Source organism: Streptomyces sp. NPDC029159 (genome assembly GCF_055564055.1).
Genome location: NZ_JBVHWT010000005.1, coordinates 273,447 through 291,136 on the forward strand (window position 1 = coordinate 273,447; position 17,690 = coordinate 291,136).

Consider the following 17,690-nt stretch of genomic DNA (forward strand, 5'->3'; position numbering starts at 1 on the left):
ATGCCACCCCGGCCGGAGGTGTGGACCGCCCCCGGACACCGGCCCGGACGCCGTCCACGGAACTGCCCCGTGCGCCGATCCGGCATACCGCCCGGGCGCGCGGGCCGGGAGGGCGTCAGACCGACAGCAGCATCACCAGCATGCCGAGGCTCATCGCCAGCCGGCAGACGCCGAACGCCTCGGCGCGCCGGAGCACGGGGACCGTGGGGGCGGGGCCGCCGATGTCCTCCGGGAGAGCGTCCGGTGAGCCCTCCGGGAGGCCGGGGGAGGCATCCGCCGACGGCCGGACGGCGGCGCCTCCCGGCAGCCCGGCAGCGCCTCCGCGGACCGGCGCACCAGGGCCTGCCGCAGGCACCGCACCCGCACCCGCAGGAACCGTCCCGACCGCCCCCGTCTCCGCCGCACCCGCCCCCGGTATCAGCCGTACCCCGGCAAGGACGACGGACGCCGCGTAGTAGACCAGCAGGGCGCCCGTCACCAGGGGCGGACCGCCCATGCCGCCGTGCTCCGTGGCCATCGCGCCGCCGTGGCCGCCCGGCATCGCCATCGGCGCCGTACCGGTCATCGCCGGATCCGCCGCCAGGAGCGGGGTCATCACCAGCGCCATGTACACCATCGCCAGCGAGTCGACCGCGTGGTGGGCGTGGCGGAGCCACACGGCCCGCACCGCCGCGGCGGTGAAGACCGCGGCGTACCCCCACGCCAGCCACGGCGGCGGGGCGAACACCGCGGTGGGCAGCGCCATCACCGCCATCGCCAGCCCCATCAGCGCCTGACCGCGCGCCTGGGACCGCTGCGCCGCCGTCCCGTGCCGCGCCCGCGACAGGCAGTACCCGCCCGCCGCGGCAGACACCACCACCAGCAGCCAACTCGTCAGCGACGGCCCGTGCACTCCGACCTCCCCGCCCCGGCCCGGCACGGCGGCGGACATCCGCGCACCGGCCGGACACCGATCCCGTACGGCCGGAGAATGCCCAGGTCACGGGGGGCGCAAGGGAGCGCACGGGGGCAGGCGCGGGGCGCAGGACCGGCCGCCCCGGGGAGGGGCGTCACCCGTGGCCCGGAGCTGGCCCGGAGCCCCGGGTCAGGGCCGGTAGCGCAGGGGATGGTCGGCGGGCACCTCGACCAGGACGAAGCGATGGCCGTCCGGATCGGCGATCCACATCTCGATCAGGCCCCACGGCTCCTGGACCGGCGGCCGCAGGATCTCCACCCCGCCCGCCGCCAGCGCCTCGTGCGCCGCCGCCACGTCCGCCACCTGGAGCCACAGCTGAAGGGTCCGGCCGGGCGGCCCGTCCGACCGGCCGGACACCTCCAGGAAGCCGCCGCCCAGGAAGTACACCGTGCCGCGCTCGGGGCCGGTGCCGAACTCCCGGTAGATCTCCAGCCCCAGCGTCCCGCCGTAGAACGCCCGCGACCGCTCGGGGTCCGCGGGCCGCACCAGCACCCTGCTGCTCAGTACCTGCACCATGTGCCGGACCCTACGCGTCCGAGGGCGTGCGGCGAGGCGCCGCGCGCGGGTTCCGGGCGCCGGGGCGCCCGTGGATACTTGTCCGGCCCGGCATCGGGGCGAAAGGCCCTGATCGGCCGGAGTGTCGCCTTGCTAGCCTCGCGATGTGCCCCGGCCCTGCCGCCCGCCCGAGAGGAACCCCGCACCATGCCCACCGGCGAACTCGTCTTCCGCTCCGCCACCGACGCCGACATCCCCGCGCTCGTCGCACTGATCGAGTCGGCGTACCGGGGCGACGCGAGCCGGGTGGGCTGGACCACCGAGGCGCATCTGCTGGAGGGCCAGCGCACGGACCCCGAGGGCGTCGCCGCCGTGGTGCACCAGGAGGGCAGCCGGCTGCTGGTGGCGGAGCGCGACGGTGAGCCGATCGCCTGCTGCCAGCTGGAGAACCGCGGTGACCACGCCTACTTCGGCATGTTCGCGGTCCGCCCGACGCTCCAGGGCGGCGGCCTCGGCAAGGTGATCATCGCCGAGGCGGAGCGCGCCGCCCACGCGGAGTGGGGCGCCGAAGAGATGCGGATGACCGTCATCCGGCAGCGTACGGAGCTGATCGCCTGGTACGAGCGGCGTGGCTACCGCCGCACCGGCGAGCTGAGCCCGTTCCCCTACGGCGACGAGCGGTTCGGCATCCCGCAGCGCGCCGACCTCGCCTTCGAACTGCTGGTCAAGCCGCTCGGCTGAGCCCGCCCGGCGGGCCCGCCCGGCGGGCCCGCCCGGCGGGCCCGGGGCGGCTCCTACCAGCGCCCCGTACCGACGACCCGCTCCAGGAACTGCCGGGTGCGGGCCTCGCGCGGCGCCCCGAACAGCTCCTCGGGGGTGCCGCGCTCCCGGATCACCCCGGCGTCCAGGAAACACACCTGGTCGGCGACGTCCCGGGCGAACCCCATCTCATGGGTGGCGAGCACCATCGTCATGCCCTCCTCCTTCAGCCCGCGCACCACCTCCAGCACCTCGCCCACCAGCTCCGGGTCGAGCGCCGCGGTGATCTCGTCGAGGAGCAGCAGCCGGGGGCGGCAGGCCAGCGCCCGGACGAGGGCGACGCGCTGCTGCTGCCCGCCGCTGAGCCGGTCCGGATAGGCGTCCGCCCGCCCGCCGAGCCCCAGCCGCTCCAGCAGCTCGTGGGCGCGCGCCTCCGCCTCGCCCCGCGCCACCCCGTGCACCCGGCGCGGCGCCAGCGTGATGTTGTCGAGCACCGTCATGTGCGGGAAGAGGTTGTACGCCTGGAAGACCACACCGATCCGGCGGCGCACCGCGTCCGCGTCGGCGCGCGGATCGGTGATCTCCTCGCCGTCCAGGAAGATCGCCCCGTCGTCGATCTCCTCCAGCAGGTTCGCGCACCGCAGCAGCGTCGACTTGCCGGAGCCGGACGCCCCGATCAGCGCCGTGACGGTGTGCGGCGCGACCTCCAGATCGACGTCCCGCAGCACCACCGTGCCCCGCCCGTACGTCTTGCGGACGGCCTCCAGCCGCAGCACCGGCGCGGCATCCGGCCCGCTCATACGATCCCTCCCTGGGCGCGGCGCCGGTCCATCCGGGCCGTCACCCAGTCCGTCAGCCGCGTCATCGGGATCGTCAGGGCGACGAAGACCAGCCCGGCGACCACGTACGGCGTGTAGTTGAAGTCCTTGCCCGCGATGATCTGCGCCGCGTACACCGCGTCCACCGCCCCGGCGATCGACACCAGACCGGTGTCCTTCTGGAGCGAGACCAGATCGTTCAGCAGCGGCGGCACCACCCGGCGTACCGCCTGCGGCAGCACCACGAACCGCAGCGCCTGCCCGCTCGACAGCCCCAGCGACCGCGCCGCGGCCCGCTGCGAGGGGTGCACCGACTCGATGCCGGCGCGGAAGACCTCCGCCACGTACGCGGAGTACGTCAGGACCAGCGCCGCCCCGCCGAGCAGCACCGGATCGGTGGTGACGCCCTGCAGCCGCAGCGCCGGGACGCCGAAGACCACCATCAACAGGCAGATGATCAGCGGCAGTCCGCGGAAGAAGTCGGTGTACGCGGTGGCCAGAGCCCGCAGCGGGAAGAACACCGGACCGCGCAGCGTCCGTGCCACCGCCAGCGCCATCCCGAGGACCAGCACCGCCGCACCGCACACCACCAGCAGTTCCAGGTTGAGCAGCAGCCCCTCCAGCACCTTGGGCAGCGCCTTGCGGGCGTACGCGGCGCTGAAGAAGGTCTCGCGGGTGCGCTGCCAGCCGGGCGATTCGGTGATCACCACGTACAGCACGGCGGCGGTCACCAGCGTGCTCACCGTGGCGACGGCGGCGGCGCGGCGGGCCCGGGTCCTCCGGTACCGCTCCCGCGCCAGCCGCCGCGCGGACGGGACGTAGCCGTCGTCCTGGGGAGCCGCCGACGGGCCCTTGACGAGGCTCACTTCAGCACCGGCGCATGGGCCGCGTCGGCCAGCCACTTCTTCTCCAGCGCGGCGAGCGTGCCGTCCTTCCGCAGCGCGTCGACCGCCGACCGGACGCACCCGGTGATCCGGCTCTCCTTGTCGAGCACCAGCCCGAACTGCTCCCCGTCCGCACCGGTGTCCGCGAACTGCCCGACGACCTTCGCGTCCTTCACCTCGGTGGAGGTGATGTAGAAGGCGGTCGGCAGATCGGTGAGGATCGCGTCCACCTGTCCGTTCTTCAGCGCGGACTTGGCGAAGTCGTTCTTCTGGTAGACCGCGGGCCGTTGAGCGGGCCGGACGGTGTCGTTGATGACATCGAGGCTGGTGGTGCCGACCTGGGCGCCGAGCCGTACGTTCTTGAGATCGGCGATGCTCTTCGCGCCCGCCGCCTTCGACCCCTTGAGCGCCACGACCGCCTGCCGTACGTCGTAGTAGCCGGAGGAGAAGGCGACGGCCTGCTTGCGGGAGGTGCTGATCGAGATCTGGTTGATGTCGAAGTCGAACTTCTTCTCACCGGGCGCGAAGGCGTTGTTGAACGGCACGGTCCGCCAGCCGACCGCGGCGCGCGGATAGCCGAGCCGCTCGGCGACCGCGTAGGCGACGGCCGATTCGAAGCCCTTGCCGTTCGCCGGGTCGTCGTCCTGGAACCACGGCGCGTACGCGGGCTTGTCGGTGCCGACGGTCAGTTTCCCGGCCGTCACCGTCGCCAGCTTGCCGGGCGCACAACCCGCCCCGCCCGCCGCGTCGGACGGCGCGTCCTGCGGCGCGCAGCCGACGGCGGCGGACCCCAACACGGCGGCACACACGGCGAGAAGAGCGGGGCGAAAGGCGAGGCGCATGGCGGGAGAGTGACAGGGCCGGAGGTCATCTGTCGAGATCACCGCGGAAATCGTCCGGATGCCGGAACGAGATTGCACGCCCGTGAACTGCGGATTTCGTCCGGGGGAGGCGCCGGGGCGGGGGCGCCGCACGGAAGTGCGCCCCGGCGCGAGCCGTCCCGCGACCGGCGCGGCGAACGGCCCGCCCCGGGCGGCATCACGCCGTGAACCGCACCGCCCGGCGGATCTCCGGCCGGTCGGTCACCACGCCGTCGAGACCCAGACCGCGGGCCAGCCGCAGCTGGTCGTGGGTGTTGACGGTCCACGCCACCACCCGCAGCTGCGCGGCATGGGCCCGTTCCACCAACTCCAGGGTCAGCCGGCGGATGTTGAGCGAGAGCATCGGCGCGCCCACCGCCAGCGCCCGGTCGACCACGTCCAGGCCGTACCGGCTGGCGACCAGCGCGGTGCGGACGCCCGGGACCAGCGACCGGATGGCCGCCAGCGCCTCGTCGTGGAAGGAGATCACCTCGACCCGGCCGGTCAGATCGCGGGCCCGCAGCACCTCGGCGAGCGCCCGCGCCGCCGCCACATCCTTGATCTCGGCCTGCAGCGGCGCCCGGACCGCGTCCACGACCTCCTCGAACACCGGGATCCGCTCGCCCCGTCCGGCGTCCAGTGCGCGCAGCTCCGCGAGGGTCTGTTCGGCGATCGGCCCGCTGCCGTCGGTGGTCCGCGAGACGTCCGCGTCGTGCATCACCACGAGCGCGCCGTCCTTGCTCAGATGCAGATCCAGCTCGACGACGTCGAGCCCTTCGCGCTCGGCCCGGACGAACGACCGGAGTGTGTTCTCCGGCTCCACGCCCATCATTCCGCGGTGCCCGATGGTGAGAAAGGACAAGGCTGCCTCGCTTCTGTCGGCTCGGTACTGCTCTGACGTCGCAACTCGCCGTGCGGCGGTGCCGTGGCCCCGTACCCCGGAACGCCCCGGGCACCCGGCCCCGACGACGGCCCGCACCGCCCCGGCCCGGCGCCCCGCACACCACGACCTCGGGCACAAAGCCGTACGAAATGGCGCACATCCTAACGGCTCCGCCGGGCCCCGGAAGCGGCGCGGACCGGCCACCGCACGCCCCGGCGGGCGCCCCCGCGCCCCGCCCGCCGGGCCGCCGTGGAGGGCGCCCGCCGCGCCCCGTACCGGACGGAAACCCCCGGCCGCCGGCCCGGAGCGCCCGCTCAGGGGTATCTGTCCGCCCCGGCCGTCCGCGAACCCGCTCACCCGCGCGTGGGCGCGTCCCCACGGCGCTGACGCCGTCCCGCACGCCGGGGCGCGGGGCGGCGGATCCGGCGAGAACATGTCGTTCCATCTCGCACCGACAGGAAAAATCCTCGTGATCTTGGGGTTGCGGCGGAATATTTTCACCTCCCCCTCTTGAGTGAAAGGACCTTGGCTGGTTACGGTGGGTGCACCGACACGATCTACCGCCGGAGGGCAGTCATGACGGAAATCCTTTCGCCCGTGGGTGCTCGGACGGGCACTTCGACCACGGAGCCGGTGACCGCACACCCGGCGTGGCCCGCCCTGAAGCGCGCGGTCGAGACCATCCGGCCGTGGCAGTCCAAGGACGGCTCGATCGACCTGACCGCCGACGGCGCCCCCACCGCGGAAGCGGTTCGCCGCGAGGTCGACGCGATCATCGCCGCCCTCGGCGAGCTGACCCCGCTGCTGCCGCACGACGCCGCCTACCACGAGGCCCTCGCCGCCGACCTGCGCCGCTGGGCGGACGACGGCTTCGGCGTGCCGGACTTCCTCGACTCCCTGCTGGCCTTCCAGCCCGCGCAGCAGCGCGCCGACGGCCTCCAGCACCTCGTGCTCTTCCCGATGTACACGCAGAACGGCAACCCGGACCGCAACTTCGAGGCCGTCGTCCTGCGCATGGTCTGGCCCGAATGGCTGGCCGAGCTGGAGCGCACCCGCTACGACAACCCGCTCTTCTGCGGCATCACCTTCGAGGACTTCACCGCCGGGTACGACACCAACTCCGCGGTCCTCTTCCCCGAGACCATCGCGGTGCGCGAGGCCCCCGAACGGTTCAGCTGGGGCGGCATCTTCTGCGACCGCGAGGCCGCGCGCTTCCGCCGCGTCAGCGAGGCGGCCGTCGACACGCTCGGCATCGAGCTGCCCGACGACATCCGCGCCCTCCTCGCCGACCAGGACCGCTGCCAGCAGGCGTTCGTCCTGTGGGACATGGTCCACGACCGCACCCACAGCCACGGCGACCTGCCGTTCGACCCGTTCATGATCAAGCAGCGCCAGCCGTTCTGGATGTACGGCCTGGAGGAGCTGCGCTGTGACCTCACCGCCTTCCGCGAGGCCGTGAAGCTGGAGGCCGAGGGGTACCGGCAGGGCCGCGACGTGCAGTACGCGGTGATCTTCGACCGGATGTTCCGCTTCCCGGTCACCGGCGACCGCCACCGCAACTACGATGGCCTCGGCGGCCAGCTGCTCTTCGCCTACCTCCACAAGCACGACGTCGTACGCTGGACGGACAACACTCTCCACATCGACTGGGAGCGGGCGCCGAAGGTCACCAACCAGCTCTGCGGAGAGATCGAGCAGCTCTACCGCGACGGCATCGACCGGCCCAAGCTGGTCCACTGGTTCGCCGCCTACGACCTCGTCTCGACCTACCTCGCCCCGCACCCGGGATCGGTCTGGGCGAAGGGGCCCGACGCCCTCGACCTCGACCAGCCGCCGCGCAAGCTCGTGGACGACGTGCTGCCCGACGAGTTCCCGCTCAGCATGTTCTACGAGGCCCTCGCCAAGAAGCTGCGTACGGTGATCGCTTCCACCAAGGGCATCACGGCCGGCCGCGAGATGCCGGCGGCGGCGTGACCGCGGGCCGCGCCACCACCGAAACCGCAGGTCAGTCAGGTGTCCAGAAGGATGAGGAGGCGACGGAGATGAGTACTTCGACGGGCGGCCAGGGGTCGTTGGAGGGCGCGGTCATCGCCGTGGCGGGCGCCGGCGGCCCCGCCGGGCGGGCCACCCTGCTGCGGTTGGCCGAGGCGGGCGCCACCGTCGTCGGCTGTGACGCGGACGCCGGACGGCTGGCCGAGGCGGTCGACGCCGCCCGCTACGCCCACGGCGGTGCCACGGTCATCGGTGACACGGTCGATCTGCTCGACCCGGAGCAGACCCGGGAGTGGGCCGACCGTACGGAGAAGGAGTTCGGCCGCGTCGACGGGCTCGTCCACCTGGTCGGCGGCTGGCGCGGTTCGAAGACCTTCGGCGAGACCGACCTGCACGACTGGGACCTGCTGCACAAGCTCCTGATCCGCACCGTCCAGCACACTTCCCTCGCCTTCCACGAGGCCCTCCAGCGCTCCGGGAACGGCCGGTACCTGCTGACCAGCGCCGCCGGGGCGAGCAAGCCCACGGGTGGGAACGCCGCGTACGCCGCGTCGAAGGCGGCGGCCGAGGCATGGACGCTGGCGCTGGCCGACGGCTTCCGCAAGGCGGGGGGCGAGGAAGGACCTCGGGCCGCGGCTGCGATCCTGGTCGTCAAGGCGCTCGTCAACGACCAGATGCGTGCCGAGCGACCGAACGCCAAGTTCGCGGGCTTCACCGATGTCACGGAGTTGGCCGAGGCCATCGCCGGGGTGTGGGGGCGGCCCGCCCGGGAAGTGAATGGAAAGCGTCTGTGGCTGACCCCCGAGCCGTGAGCGGCGGCAAGACCGACGCCCGGCAGCACCACGACACCCAGGTACGCGGCTTCGCCAGCGACAACTACGCGGGCGCGCACCCGGAGGTCCTCGCGGCCCTCGCCCTCGCCAACGGCGGTCATCAGGTCTCCTACGGCGAGGACGAGTACACCGCCCACCTCCAGCGGGTGATCCGCAGCCACTTCGGGCAACGGGCCGAGGCGTTCCCCGTCTTCAACGGCACCGGCGCCAACGTCCTCGCGCTCCAGTCGGTCACCGACCGCTGGGGCGCGGTGATCGCCGCCGAATCGGCGCACATCAACGTCGACGAGTGCGGCGCCCCGGAGCGCGTCGGCGGCCTCAAACTGCTGACCGTGCCGACCGAGGACGGCAAGCTCACCCCCGAGCTGATCGACCGCGAGGCGTACGGCTGGGACGACGAGCACCGCGCCATGCCGCAGGTCGTCTCGATCACCCAGAGCACCGAACTGGGCACGCTCTACACCCCGGACGAGATCCGGGCGATCTGCGACCACGCCCACGATCTGGGCATGGTGGTGCACCTCGACGGTTCGCGGATAGCCAACGCCGCGGCGTCGCTGGACGTGCCGATGCGGACGTTCACCAACGCGGTGGGCGTGGACCTGCTCTCCCTGGGCGGCACGAAGAACGGCGCCGTCTTCGGTGAGGCGGTCGTCGTCCTCAACCCCGACGCGGTGCGCGGGATGAAGCATCTGCGGAAGCTGTCGATGCAGCTGGCGTCCAAGATGCGCTTCGTCTCCGTGCAGTTGGAGGCGCTGCTCGCCAAGGACCTGTGGCTGCGCAACGCCCGGCACGCCAACACCATGGCGCAGCGCCTGGCGGCCGGCGTCCGGGAGGTCGCCGGGGTGGAGATCCTCTACCCCGTGCAGGCCAACGCGGTCTTCGCCCGCCTGCCGCACGCCGTCAGCGAACGCCTCCAGAAGCGCTACCGCTTCTACTTCTGGGACGAGGCGGCCGGTGTGGTGCGCTGGGTGTGCTCCTTCGACACCACCGAAGAGGACGTCGACCACTTCCTCACCGCCCTCCGCGAGGAGATCGGCGCCGCCTGACGGCACCCCGCATAGATGAATAACCATGCGCCCGGCCGGAAAGTCATTGACTGCTGGCCGGGCGCATCGTTACGCTCCCGGCGCATGGAGCTGATCCAGGAAAACCCGGAACTCTCGGCCTACTTGGCGGTGAGCGAGGCCATCGACCACGATCACCCGCAGGTCCGGGCCACCGCTGCACGGCTGCGCGCCGAGACCGCCAGTGCATATACATACGCCAAGGCGGCCTTCGAGTTCGTCCGCGACACCGTCCCGCACTCCCACGACGCCGACGACCCCCGCGTCACCTGGCGCGCCTCCGACGTCCTCGCGCAGCGCACCGGCATCTGCTTCGCCAAGGCCCATGCGCTGACCGCCCTGCTGCGCGCCGAGGGCATCCCCGCCGCGCTCTGCTACCAGAAGCTCGACACCCTGCACGGGCTGATCGCACTCAAGCTCCCCGGCGGCGACTGGGCGCGCCAGGACCCACGCGGCAACAAACCCGGCGTGGACGCGGAGTTCCGCACCGACCGGGAACAACTGGCCTGGCCCGTCCGCCCGGAGCTGGGTGAGGCGGACTCACCGGTGCTCCACGCCGAGCCGCTGCCGGCCGTGCTCCGCTGTCTGCGAAGGGCGGCCGACCGGACCGAACTGTGGCGGACGCTCCCCACCGGCTTCTGAGGCGGAAAGGGAACGGGAGGGAGCGGAAAGGGAAGAGCCCGGGAGCCGTGCGGCCCCCGGGCGTCGGCGTCAGGCCGGTGAACCGGGCGCCGCCGGGGCGGTGCCGCCCAGGTGCGCCGGGATCCACCAGGTGTCCTCGGGCCCCTTGGGGCGCACGGGGTAGGCGCGCTGCGCCGCCTCCAGCAGATCCTGGACGCGCGAGCGGAGCCGGTCGGTGATCTTCTCCGCCTGCTCGTCCGGGTCCGCCTCCATCGGCTCGCCCACCCGGATCGTGATCGGGAAGTGGTTACGCCCCAGATCCCGCTTGTGCCCCTTGGTCCACAGCCGCTGGGTGCCCCACAGTGCCATCGGCAGCAGCGGCACGCCCGCCTCCTGCGCCAGCCGCACCGCGCCCGACTTGAAGCCCTTCAGCGTGAACGACTCCGAGATCGTCGCCTCCGGGAAGACGCCGATCACCTCGCCCGAGCGCAGTGCCGACAGCGCGTGCCGATACGCGTGCACACCCTGCGCGCGGTCCACCGGGATGTGCTTCATCGCCCGCATCAGCGGCCCGGACACCTTGTGCCGGAACACCGACTCCTTGGCCATGAACCGCACCAGACGCTTCGCCGGACGCGCCGCGAGACCTGCGAAGACGAAGTCGAGGTACCCGATGTGATTGCTCACCAGCACCGCACCGCCGCGCTGCGGAATGTTCTCCGCGCCCGCGATGTCGAATTTCAGGTCGAGCGACTTGAAGAGCGTGCGTGCGGCACCGATCACCGGCGGATAGACCAGTTCGGCCATGTCGGGGGACCCCTTTTCTCTGCCCGGGGAGGGTTCTCCCGGCGGAAACCTACGCAGCCGTAAGAAGTGGCTTTCGGGAGATCGTGCCCGATCACAGGCGTCGCGGCTACCACAGGGACCCCCCGGATCGGGAGATTCTCATCACGTATGCCCCGCTCCCGTCGCGCCACGCGCGCCCCGCGCGTAGTCTGCGCGCCCCCGTTCCGGGAGTGCCCGCGCGCCCGCGGGAATCATTCCGGCGCCGCGTGTGCTGCACCCTTGGACTGGACGACTGGATGATCGCTCCACCACCCCACACCCAGGAGGCCGACGGTGCCCCAGCAGGACGACGGCGTACGGCTCGGCGCGGAGAGCCTGGGGGCGCCGCTCGGGGAGCGGGCCACGCTCGTGCAGTTCTCCAGCGCCTTCTGCCAGCCCTGCCGCGCCACCCGCCGCACCCTCGCCGAGGTCGCCGCCATGGTCGACGGCGTCACCCACACCGAGATCGACGCCGAGTCCCGGCTCGGCCTCGTCCGGCAGCTGCGGATCACGAGTACGCCGACCGTCCTGGTGCTCGATGCCGAGGGGGCGATCGTGCGCCGCGCCGCCGGTCAGCCCCGTAAGGCCGATGTCATCGCGGCGCTCGGCGAGGCGGTCCGTGAGGGATCTCCCAGATACCGGGCGCCCCTTGACGCTCCGCCCCGAAGCTCGTCACGCTGACGTGATGCGGCCAGGAACCCTTCTGTACGGACGCGCGCACGTGGATCTGCTGAGGACCGCCAGCGCGCGCTGTCCGGGCGCGTGAGCGGCGACGACACCACCGCTGCCGGTTCCGCCACGGCGGCCGGCGGCCCTGCCCCGGCTCGTAGACCTCAGCAGAAGGACAATTCCATGACGGCATCGCCCGATCTCGGCACGCCCCGCACCGCCTCCCCCGAACTCCTCCGCTCCGTCTTCCGGCAGCACGCCGCGGGCGTCGCGGTGATCACCGCGCGGGGCGAGCGCCCCGTCGGCTTCACGGCGACCTCCCTGACCTCCGTCGCCGCCGAACCGCCGCTGCTCTCCTTCGGTGTCGCCACCACCGCCTCCTCCTGGCCAGCGCTCGCCGAGGCCGACCATCTGGGCGTGCACATACTCGGCGAGCACCAGCAGGAGCTGGCCGCCACCTTCGCCCGCAGCGGCGCCGACCGCTTCGGCCCCGGCACCTCCTGGCGCACCGGCCCGGAGGGCGTACCGCTGCTCGACGGCGTCCTCGCCTGGCTGGTGTGCCGGGTCGTCGCCCGTATCCCCGCCGGTGACCACCGCATCGTCCTCGCCCAGCCGCTCCTCGGCGATCCGGCGGGACCGGGCCGTCCGCTCCTGTATCACCAGGGACGCTTCAACGCGCTGCGCGACTGACGGGTTCCCGTAACGCTTCGTCATCCCCGGGTCGGGGCCGTTGGGTAGGTCACAGTTCAGCGGCCTTGATTCCGGGGACGACACTGTATGTACTGGTGAGTAATATCGGGGTCGGCGCGGGGAACCCGAACCGACCCGGAGCCGCCCCCACAGGCGCCTATGCTGCCAGCACAAGGCAGTTCTGAAGAGACGAAGCAGGTAGGAGAGCCGGCGTGAGCTTGAGGATCGTTGTCTGTGTGAAGTACGTGCCCGACGCCACCGGCGACCGGCACTTCGCCGAGGACCTGACCGTCGACCGCGACGACGTGGACGGCCTCCTCTCGGAGCTGGACGAATACGCCGTCGAGCAGGCCCTGCAGATCAAGGAGGCGGCCGACGACGCCGAGGTCACGGTCCTGACCGTCGGCCCCGAGGACGCCAACGACGCGCTGCGCAAGGCGCTGTCGATGGGCGCGGACAAGGGCATCCACGTCGAGGACGACGACCTGCACGGCACCGACGCGCTGGGCACCTCCCTCGTGCTCGCCAAGGCCATCGAGAAGGCCGGCTACGACCTGGTCGTCTGCGGTATGGCCTCCACCGACGGCACGATGGGCGTGCTGCCCGCCCTGCTCGCCGAGCGGCTGAACGTCCCGCAGGTCACCCAGCTCTCCGAGGTGGCGGTCGACGGCGGCAAGGTGACCGGCCGCCGTGACGGCGACACCGCCAGCGAGCAGCTGGAGGCGTCGCTGCCGGCCGTCGTGTCCGTCACCGACCAGTCCGGCGAGGCGCGTTACCCCTCCTTCAAGGGCATCATGGCCGCCAAGAAGAAGCCGGTGGAGTCCTGGGAGCTGGACGACCTCGACATCGACGCGGACGAGGTCGGCCTGGAGGGTGCCTGGACCGCGGTCGACGGCGCCGCGGAGCGCCCGGCCCGTACGGCCGGCACGATCGTCACGGACGAGGGCGAGGGCGGCAAGCAGCTCGCCGAGTTCCTCGCGGGCCAGAAGTTCATCTGAGGCCCCCGGCCGGGGCCTCGCACCCCGGCCGCCCCGCAACCGCCCTCATTCTTCCCGCAGGAGAGTCACCCCATGGCTGAAGTCCTTGTCTACGTCGACCACGTGGACGGCGCCGTCCGCAAGCCCACCCTCGAACTGCTCACCCTGGCCCGCCGCATCGGCGAGCCCGTGGCCGTGCACCTCGGCGCCGGTGCGGACACCGCCGCCGCCACCCTCGCCGAGCACGGCGCGGTGAAGGTGCTGGCCGCCGACGCCCCCGAGTTCGCCGAGTACCTCGTCGCCCCCAAGGTCGACGCGCTCCAGGCCGCCTACGAGGCGGTCTCCCCGGCCGCCGTGCTGCTGCCGTCCTCCGCCGAGGGCAAGGAGATCGGCGCCCGCCTCGCGGTCCGCATCGGCTCCGGCATCATCACCGACGCCGTCGACCTGGAGCCCGGCGACGAGGGTCCGGTGGCCACGCAGTCCGTCTTCGCGGCCTCGTACACCACCAAGTCGCGCGTCACCACCGGCACTCCGGTCATCACCGTCAAGCCCAACTCCGCCGCGCCCGAGGCCGCTCCGGCCGCGGGTACGGTCGAGCAGCTCGATGTGGCCATCGCCGACTCCTCCAAGGGCACGAAGATCGTCTCGCGCACCCCGCGTGAGTCGACCGGCCGCCCGGAGCTGACCGAGGCCGCGATCGTGGTCTCCGGCGGCCGTGGCGTCAACGGTGCCGAGAACTTCCCGGTCATCGAGGCGCTGGCGGACTCGCTCGGTGCCGCCGTCGGTGCCTCGCGCGCCGCCGTCGACGCCGGTTGGTACCCGCACACCAACCAGGTCGGCCAGACCGGTAAGTCGGTCTCGCCGCAGCTGTACATCGCCGCCGGCATCTCCGGTGCGATCCAGCACCGCGCCGGTATGCAGACCTCGAAGACGATCGTCGCCATCAACAAGGACGCCGAGGCCCCGATCTTCGACCTGGTCGACTACGGCGTCGTCGGCGACCTCTTCAACGTCGTCCCGGCGCTGACCGAAGAGGTCAAGACCCGCAAGGGCTGAACCACCCCGGGCCGGCCGGTCCGCGCCCACGGCGAAGGCCCCGTACGCACCGCGCGTACGGGGCCTTCGCCGTGCGGTCAGTCGCCGGTGGTGCCGTCGATCCGCTCCCGCAGCAGGTCCGCGTGGCCGTTGTGCCGGGCGTACTCCTCGATGAGGTGGGCGTATATCCAGCGCAGGTTGAGCTCCCGGCCGCGCGGGGCGGCGAAGGTCTCGTCGAGGCCGCGGTCCGCCGCCACCGCGTCGCACGCCGCGGTCTCGGCGCGGAAGGCGGCGAAGTCGGCCTCGGCGCTCTCGGCGGTGCCCTCGTCGTGGTCGGCGTCGATGTTCTCGTCCGTGATGTGGACCGAGGGGATCAGCTCGCGGTTGAACCGCTGCCGGAACCAGGCGCGTTCGACGTCGGTGAGGTGGCGTACCAGCCCGAGGAGGCTGAGCGTGGCGGGCGCGGCGCTGCGCAGCGTCAGCTGCTCGCCGGTCAGGCCCGCGCATTTGGTCAGCAGGGTGTCGCGGTGCCAGTCGAGCCAGCCCTGCAGCATCTCGCGCTCGCCGACGGCGAGGGGCATCGGGCGGCGGTCCACGGAGGGGGCGGTCCAAGTCGTCATGCGGTGAGTCTGCCGGGCCGCGCCGCAGGGTGCCAGGCACTTTACGGGGCCATGGGCCGCCGGAGCGCCCGGCGGCGGCGACCGTCCGGGTTGGTCGCAAAGAGGTGTTGACCTTGCCACCCGCCACGGTTAGCTTCGCTATACGGATTGTTGATTCCGTTACGCGGAAGGCTCGCGTATGGCGCGCAACCCTCGGGAGGATGTCGGAATGGGGCAGCAGGAGACCGTGGCGACCAGCCTTGCGGACACCGTACGCGAGGGCATCGGGGCCTCCCTCGCCGACATCGACGCGGACCTCGCCCGCCGGTACCCGGGTGACCCCGGCACCCGCCAGCCGGTCCACACCGTCTACGTCCCCGGTGACGCCTTCACCGCCACCACCCTGCGGACCTGGGGCGACGAGGCGCTGGCCGCCCTCGATACGCACGCACCGGACGCCGCTGCGCTCGCCCGCGTCCTCGGCATCCCCGACGACCTCGCCGGGCCCGTCCACGACCGCGTCCGCGAGAAGCTGACCCGGGAGCCGGTCGAGGACCTCCGTATCGACTTCGAGGACGGCTACGGCCCCCGGCCCGACGCCGAGGAGGACGAGACCGCCGCCCGCGCCGCCGCCCTCGTCGCCGCCGCGTACCGCGACGGCACCGCCGCCCCCTACACGGGCATCCGGATGAAGTGCATGGAGGCCGCCGTCCGCGATCGCGGCATCCGCACCCTCGATATCTTCCTCACCGGCCTGATGAACGCCGGCGGCCTGCCCGAGGGCCTGGTCCTCACGCTGCCCAAGGTCACCTACGCCGAGCAGGTCACCGCGATGGTCCGGCTCCTGGAGGCGTTCGAGAAGACGCACGGGCTGGCGAGCGGCCGGATCGGCTTCGAGATCCAGATCGAGACCACCCAGTCCATCCTCGGCGCCGACGGCCGGGCCACCGTCGCCCGCATGATCGAGGCCGCCGAGGGCCGCGCCACCTCGCTCCACTACGGCACCTTCGACTACAGCGCCTCCTGCGGCGTCAGCGCCGCCCACCAGTCCCTGGACCACCCGGTCGCCGACCACGCCAAGGCCGTCATGCAGGTCGCCGCCGCCGGAACGGGCGTCCGCCTCTCCGACGGCTCGACCAACGTCCTGCCCGTCGGCACCACCGAACAGGTCCACGCCGCCTGGCGTCTCCACCACGGACTGGTCCGCCGTTCCCTCGCCCGCGCCTACTACCAGGGCTGGGACATGCACCCGGGCCACCTCCCGACCCGTTACGCCGCGGTCTACGCCTTCTACCGCGAGGGCCTGGAGCAGGCCGCGGCCCGGCTCGCCGCCTACGTCGGCAAGGCCGGCGGCGCGGTCATGGACGAACCCGCCACCGCGAAGGCGCTCAGTTCCTACCTGCTGCGCGGCCTGGACTGCGGCGCCCTCGACATCGCCGAGGTCGCCCGGCTCACCGGACTGACCCGCGTCGAACTGGACGGCCTCGCGGGACGCCCGGTCCGCCAGGCGTGAGCCGACGGGCCGCCGCCACCGGGGAGCGGCGGCCCGCCCCGCTCATCCCGCCGGCCCCCGTCGCAACGCCCGGGCGCCGGCCGCGAGACCAACTTCCCCTGGGATAAGGGAAGTTGTGAACGCCGGTCAGCCGCGGTTCGGGCGTATCTCGCCCGAGCCGCGGGCGATCAGCCGGGTCGGGATCTCCTCCCGGCGCGGCGGTTCGTCGGCGCCCTCCAGGCGGCGGAAGAGGAGCCCGGCGGCGGTCCGCCCCATCCGGGCCGCGTCCTGCGCGACGACGGTGACCGCCGGGCTCACCAGATCGGCCAGCTCGAAGTCGTCGAACCCCACCAGCGCGACCGGCGCGGTGCGCTGCCGCAGTACGCGGACGAGGGTGACGGTGACGCGGTTGTTCCCGGCGAACAGCGCGGTGACCGGCTCCGGTGCGTCCAGCATCGCGCGCGCCGCGGCGTGCACCCGCTCCGGTCCGGTGGTGCCGAGCGAGACCCAGGCGCCGTCCACCGGCAGCCCGGCGGCGGCCATCGCGGTGCGGTAGCCGCGCAGCCGCTCCTTCGCGGTGTGGATACGCGGTTGGTCGCCGATGAAGCCGATCCGGCGGTGGCCGTGCGCGATGAGATGGGCGACCGCGTCCCGCGAGCCGCCGAAGCTGTCCGACAGCACGGTGTCCGCCTCGATCCGCCCGGCCGGACGGTCCACGAAGACGGTGGCGACGCCCGCGGCGATCTCCGGTGCGAGATAGCGGTGGTCGTCACCGGCCGGAATCACCACCAGGCCGTCGACCCGCCGCGCACAGAGCGCCAGCACCAACTCCTGCTCCCGGGCCGGGTCCTCGGCGCTGGAGCCGTTGATCAGCAGCGCGCCGTGGTGGCGGGCCACCTCCTCGACGGCGCGGCTGAGCGGACCGTAGAAGGGGTCGGCGAGATCCTCCAGCACCAGACCGATGCTGGCGGTGCGGCCCTTGCGCAGGATCCGGGCGGAGTCGTTGCGCCGGAAGCCGAGGGCGGTGATGGCCTCCTGGACGCGGCGCTCGGTGTCCGGGGTGACGCCCGGCTCGCCGTTGACCACCCGAGAGACGGTCTTGAGCCCCACCCCGGCGCGCGCCGCGACATCCTTCATGGTGGGACGGGCGCCGTAGCGGCGGGAGCTGCCCCGGGCGGTGTCGGTCACGTGCGGGGTCCCCTCGGCTGCGGCTGGCGTGTCCCGCCGAGCATAGCC

The 17,690-nt window shown here is 72.7% G+C and carries 19 protein-coding genes; 10 read left to right on the plus strand and 9 right to left on the minus strand.

Features of this window, described 5'->3' with window-relative positions:
• Positions 1-115: 115 nt before the first annotated feature.
• Both ACZ4U4_RS13480 and ACZ4U4_RS13485 read right to left on the minus strand, forming a co-directional pair.
• The gene (locus tag ACZ4U4_RS13480; RefSeq protein ID WP_467872707.1) at positions 116-931 is read right to left on the minus strand and encodes a DUF5134 domain-containing protein; all 816 of its coding nucleotides are present in this window, start codon (positions 929-931) and stop codon (positions 116-118) included.
• Positions 932-1,084: 153 nt separating this feature from the next.
• Positions 1,085-1,471: a VOC family protein gene (locus ACZ4U4_RS13485; RefSeq protein WP_467872710.1), complete on the minus strand. Its 387-nt coding sequence runs from the start codon at positions 1,469-1,471 to the stop codon at positions 1,085-1,087.
• Between the two features lie 186 nt (positions 1,472-1,657).
• Here ACZ4U4_RS13485 and ACZ4U4_RS13490 point away from each other — a divergent pair, with 186 nt between their 5' ends.
• On the plus strand, positions 1,658-2,191 hold the full coding sequence (locus tag ACZ4U4_RS13490; RefSeq protein ID WP_467872712.1) for a GNAT family N-acetyltransferase: 534 nt from the start codon (positions 1,658-1,660) through the stop codon (positions 2,189-2,191).
• Positions 2,192-2,244: 53 nt separating this feature from the next.
• Here ACZ4U4_RS13490 and ACZ4U4_RS13495 read toward each other — a convergent pair whose 3' ends face one another.
• The 4 genes from ACZ4U4_RS13495 to ACZ4U4_RS13510 all read right to left on the minus strand — a co-directional run bounded on the left by ACZ4U4_RS13495 (position 2,245) and on the right by ACZ4U4_RS13510 (position 5,633).
• Complete coding sequence (locus ACZ4U4_RS13495) at positions 2,245-3,009, minus strand: amino acid ABC transporter ATP-binding protein (RefSeq protein WP_467872714.1); 765 nt, start codon at positions 3,007-3,009, stop codon at positions 2,245-2,247.
• Positions 3,006-3,893, minus strand: a complete 888-nt coding sequence (locus ACZ4U4_RS13500; protein ID WP_467872717.1) for an amino acid ABC transporter permease — start codon at positions 3,891-3,893, stop codon at positions 3,006-3,008. Before ACZ4U4_RS13500 ends, ACZ4U4_RS13495 begins: the two co-directional genes overlap by 4 nt.
• Complete coding sequence (locus ACZ4U4_RS13505; protein ID WP_467872720.1) at positions 3,890-4,753, minus strand: ABC transporter substrate-binding protein; 864 nt, start codon at positions 4,751-4,753, stop codon at positions 3,890-3,892. Before ACZ4U4_RS13505 ends, ACZ4U4_RS13500 begins: the two co-directional genes overlap by 4 nt.
• Positions 4,754-4,949: 196 nt before the next feature.
• On the minus strand, positions 4,950-5,633 hold the full coding sequence (locus ACZ4U4_RS13510; protein ID WP_467872722.1) for a glycerophosphodiester phosphodiesterase: 684 nt from the start codon (positions 5,631-5,633) through the stop codon (positions 4,950-4,952).
• Positions 5,634-6,230: 597 nt separating this feature from the next.
• Here ACZ4U4_RS13510 and ACZ4U4_RS13515 point away from each other — a divergent pair.
• From ACZ4U4_RS13515 to ACZ4U4_RS13530, 4 genes are all read left to right on the plus strand, one after another.
• Complete coding sequence (locus ACZ4U4_RS13515; RefSeq protein WP_467872724.1) at positions 6,231-7,628, plus strand: DUF6421 family protein; 1,398 nt, start codon at positions 6,231-6,233, stop codon at positions 7,626-7,628.
• A 68-nt stretch (positions 7,629-7,696) separates the two neighbouring features.
• Positions 7,697-8,458, plus strand: coding sequence for an SDR family NAD(P)-dependent oxidoreductase (locus ACZ4U4_RS13520; RefSeq protein ID WP_467872727.1), 762 nt, complete (start codon positions 7,697-7,699; stop codon positions 8,456-8,458).
• The gene (locus ACZ4U4_RS13525) at positions 8,437-9,528 is read left to right on the plus strand and encodes a threonine aldolase family protein (RefSeq protein ID WP_467872730.1); all 1,092 of its coding nucleotides are present in this window, start codon (positions 8,437-8,439) and stop codon (positions 9,526-9,528) included. Before ACZ4U4_RS13520 ends, ACZ4U4_RS13525 begins: the two co-directional genes overlap by 22 nt.
• Positions 9,529-9,612: 84 nt before the next feature.
• Entirely contained in the window at positions 9,613-10,188 is a 576-nt protein-coding gene (locus ACZ4U4_RS13530) for a transglutaminase-like domain-containing protein (RefSeq protein ID WP_467872733.1), read from the plus strand.
• A gap of 69 nt (positions 10,189-10,257) precedes the next feature.
• Here the strand turns inward: ACZ4U4_RS13530 and ACZ4U4_RS13535 are convergent, their stop codons facing one another.
• The gene (locus tag ACZ4U4_RS13535) at positions 10,258-10,974 is read right to left on the minus strand and encodes a lysophospholipid acyltransferase family protein (protein WP_467872736.1); all 717 of its coding nucleotides are present in this window, start codon (positions 10,972-10,974) and stop codon (positions 10,258-10,260) included.
• A 312-nt stretch (positions 10,975-11,286) separates the two neighbouring features.
• Between ACZ4U4_RS13535 and ACZ4U4_RS13540 the strand changes: the two genes are divergently transcribed.
• The 4 genes from ACZ4U4_RS13540 to ACZ4U4_RS13555 all read left to right on the plus strand — a co-directional run bounded on the left by ACZ4U4_RS13540 (position 11,287) and on the right by ACZ4U4_RS13555 (position 14,384).
• Complete coding sequence (locus tag ACZ4U4_RS13540) at positions 11,287-11,673, plus strand: TlpA family protein disulfide reductase (RefSeq protein WP_467872738.1); 387 nt, start codon at positions 11,287-11,289, stop codon at positions 11,671-11,673.
• 171 nt (positions 11,674-11,844) lie between these two features.
• A complete protein-coding gene (locus tag ACZ4U4_RS13545) occupies positions 11,845-12,351 on the plus strand; it encodes a flavin reductase family protein (protein ID WP_345091222.1) in 507 nt (168 codons plus the stop codon).
• 212 nt (positions 12,352-12,563) lie between these two features.
• Positions 12,564-13,349: an electron transfer flavoprotein subunit beta/FixA family protein gene (locus ACZ4U4_RS13550; RefSeq protein WP_345091219.1), complete on the plus strand. Its 786-nt coding sequence runs from the start codon at positions 12,564-12,566 to the stop codon at positions 13,347-13,349.
• A gap of 72 nt (positions 13,350-13,421) precedes the next feature.
• Positions 13,422-14,384, plus strand: coding sequence for an electron transfer flavoprotein subunit alpha/FixB family protein (locus tag ACZ4U4_RS13555; RefSeq protein WP_467872742.1), 963 nt, complete (start codon positions 13,422-13,424; stop codon positions 14,382-14,384).
• A gap of 77 nt (positions 14,385-14,461) precedes the next feature.
• On the opposite strand, the gene ACZ4U4_RS13560 is transcribed toward ACZ4U4_RS13555, so the two are convergent.
• Positions 14,462-14,983: a DinB family protein gene (locus tag ACZ4U4_RS13560; RefSeq protein ID WP_467872745.1), complete on the minus strand. Its 522-nt coding sequence runs from the start codon at positions 14,981-14,983 to the stop codon at positions 14,462-14,464.
• A 208-nt stretch (positions 14,984-15,191) separates the two neighbouring features.
• Here ACZ4U4_RS13560 and ACZ4U4_RS13565 point away from each other — a divergent pair, with 208 nt between their 5' ends.
• Positions 15,192-16,475, plus strand: coding sequence for a DUF6986 family protein (locus ACZ4U4_RS13565; protein WP_467872747.1), 1,284 nt, complete (start codon positions 15,192-15,194; stop codon positions 16,473-16,475).
• Between the two features lie 126 nt (positions 16,476-16,601).
• On the opposite strand, the gene ACZ4U4_RS13570 is transcribed toward ACZ4U4_RS13565, so the two are convergent.
• A complete protein-coding gene (locus ACZ4U4_RS13570) occupies positions 16,602-17,642 on the minus strand; it encodes a LacI family DNA-binding transcriptional regulator (RefSeq protein ID WP_467872750.1) in 1,041 nt (346 codons plus the stop codon).
• Positions 17,643-17,690 lie beyond the last annotated feature (48 nt).

Coding starts and splice junctions, on each gene's coding strand:
- ACZ4U4_RS13480 (WP_467872707.1), bottom strand. CDS start 931: ATGTCCGCCGCCGTGCCGGGCCGGGGCGGGGAGGTCGGAGTGCACGGG.
- ACZ4U4_RS13485 (WP_467872710.1), bottom strand. CDS start 1,471: ATGGTGCAGGTACTGAGCAGCAGGGTGCTGGTGCGGCCCGCGGACCCC.
- ACZ4U4_RS13490 (WP_467872712.1), top strand. CDS start 1,658: ATGCCCACCGGCGAACTCGTCTTCCGCTCCGCCACCGACGCCGACATC.
- ACZ4U4_RS13495 (WP_467872714.1), bottom strand. CDS start 3,009: ATGAGCGGGCCGGATGCCGCGCCGGTGCTGCGGCTGGAGGCCGTCCGC.
- ACZ4U4_RS13505 (WP_467872720.1), bottom strand. CDS start 4,753: ATGCGCCTCGCCTTTCGCCCCGCTCTTCTCGCCGTGTGTGCCGCCGTG.
- ACZ4U4_RS13515 (WP_467872724.1), top strand. CDS start 6,231: ATGACGGAAATCCTTTCGCCCGTGGGTGCTCGGACGGGCACTTCGACC.
- ACZ4U4_RS13520 (WP_467872727.1), top strand. CDS start 7,697: ATGAGTACTTCGACGGGCGGCCAGGGGTCGTTGGAGGGCGCGGTCATC.
- ACZ4U4_RS13530 (WP_467872733.1), top strand. CDS start 9,613: ATGGAGCTGATCCAGGAAAACCCGGAACTCTCGGCCTACTTGGCGGTG.
- ACZ4U4_RS13535 (WP_467872736.1), bottom strand. CDS start 10,974: ATGGCCGAACTGGTCTATCCGCCGGTGATCGGTGCCGCACGCACGCTC.
- ACZ4U4_RS13545 (WP_345091222.1), top strand. CDS start 11,845: ATGACGGCATCGCCCGATCTCGGCACGCCCCGCACCGCCTCCCCCGAA.
- ACZ4U4_RS13555 (WP_467872742.1), top strand. CDS start 13,422: ATGGCTGAAGTCCTTGTCTACGTCGACCACGTGGACGGCGCCGTCCGC.
- ACZ4U4_RS13560 (WP_467872745.1), bottom strand. CDS start 14,983: ATGACGACTTGGACCGCCCCCTCCGTGGACCGCCGCCCGATGCCCCTC.
- ACZ4U4_RS13565 (WP_467872747.1), top strand. CDS start 15,192: ATGGGGCAGCAGGAGACCGTGGCGACCAGCCTTGCGGACACCGTACGC.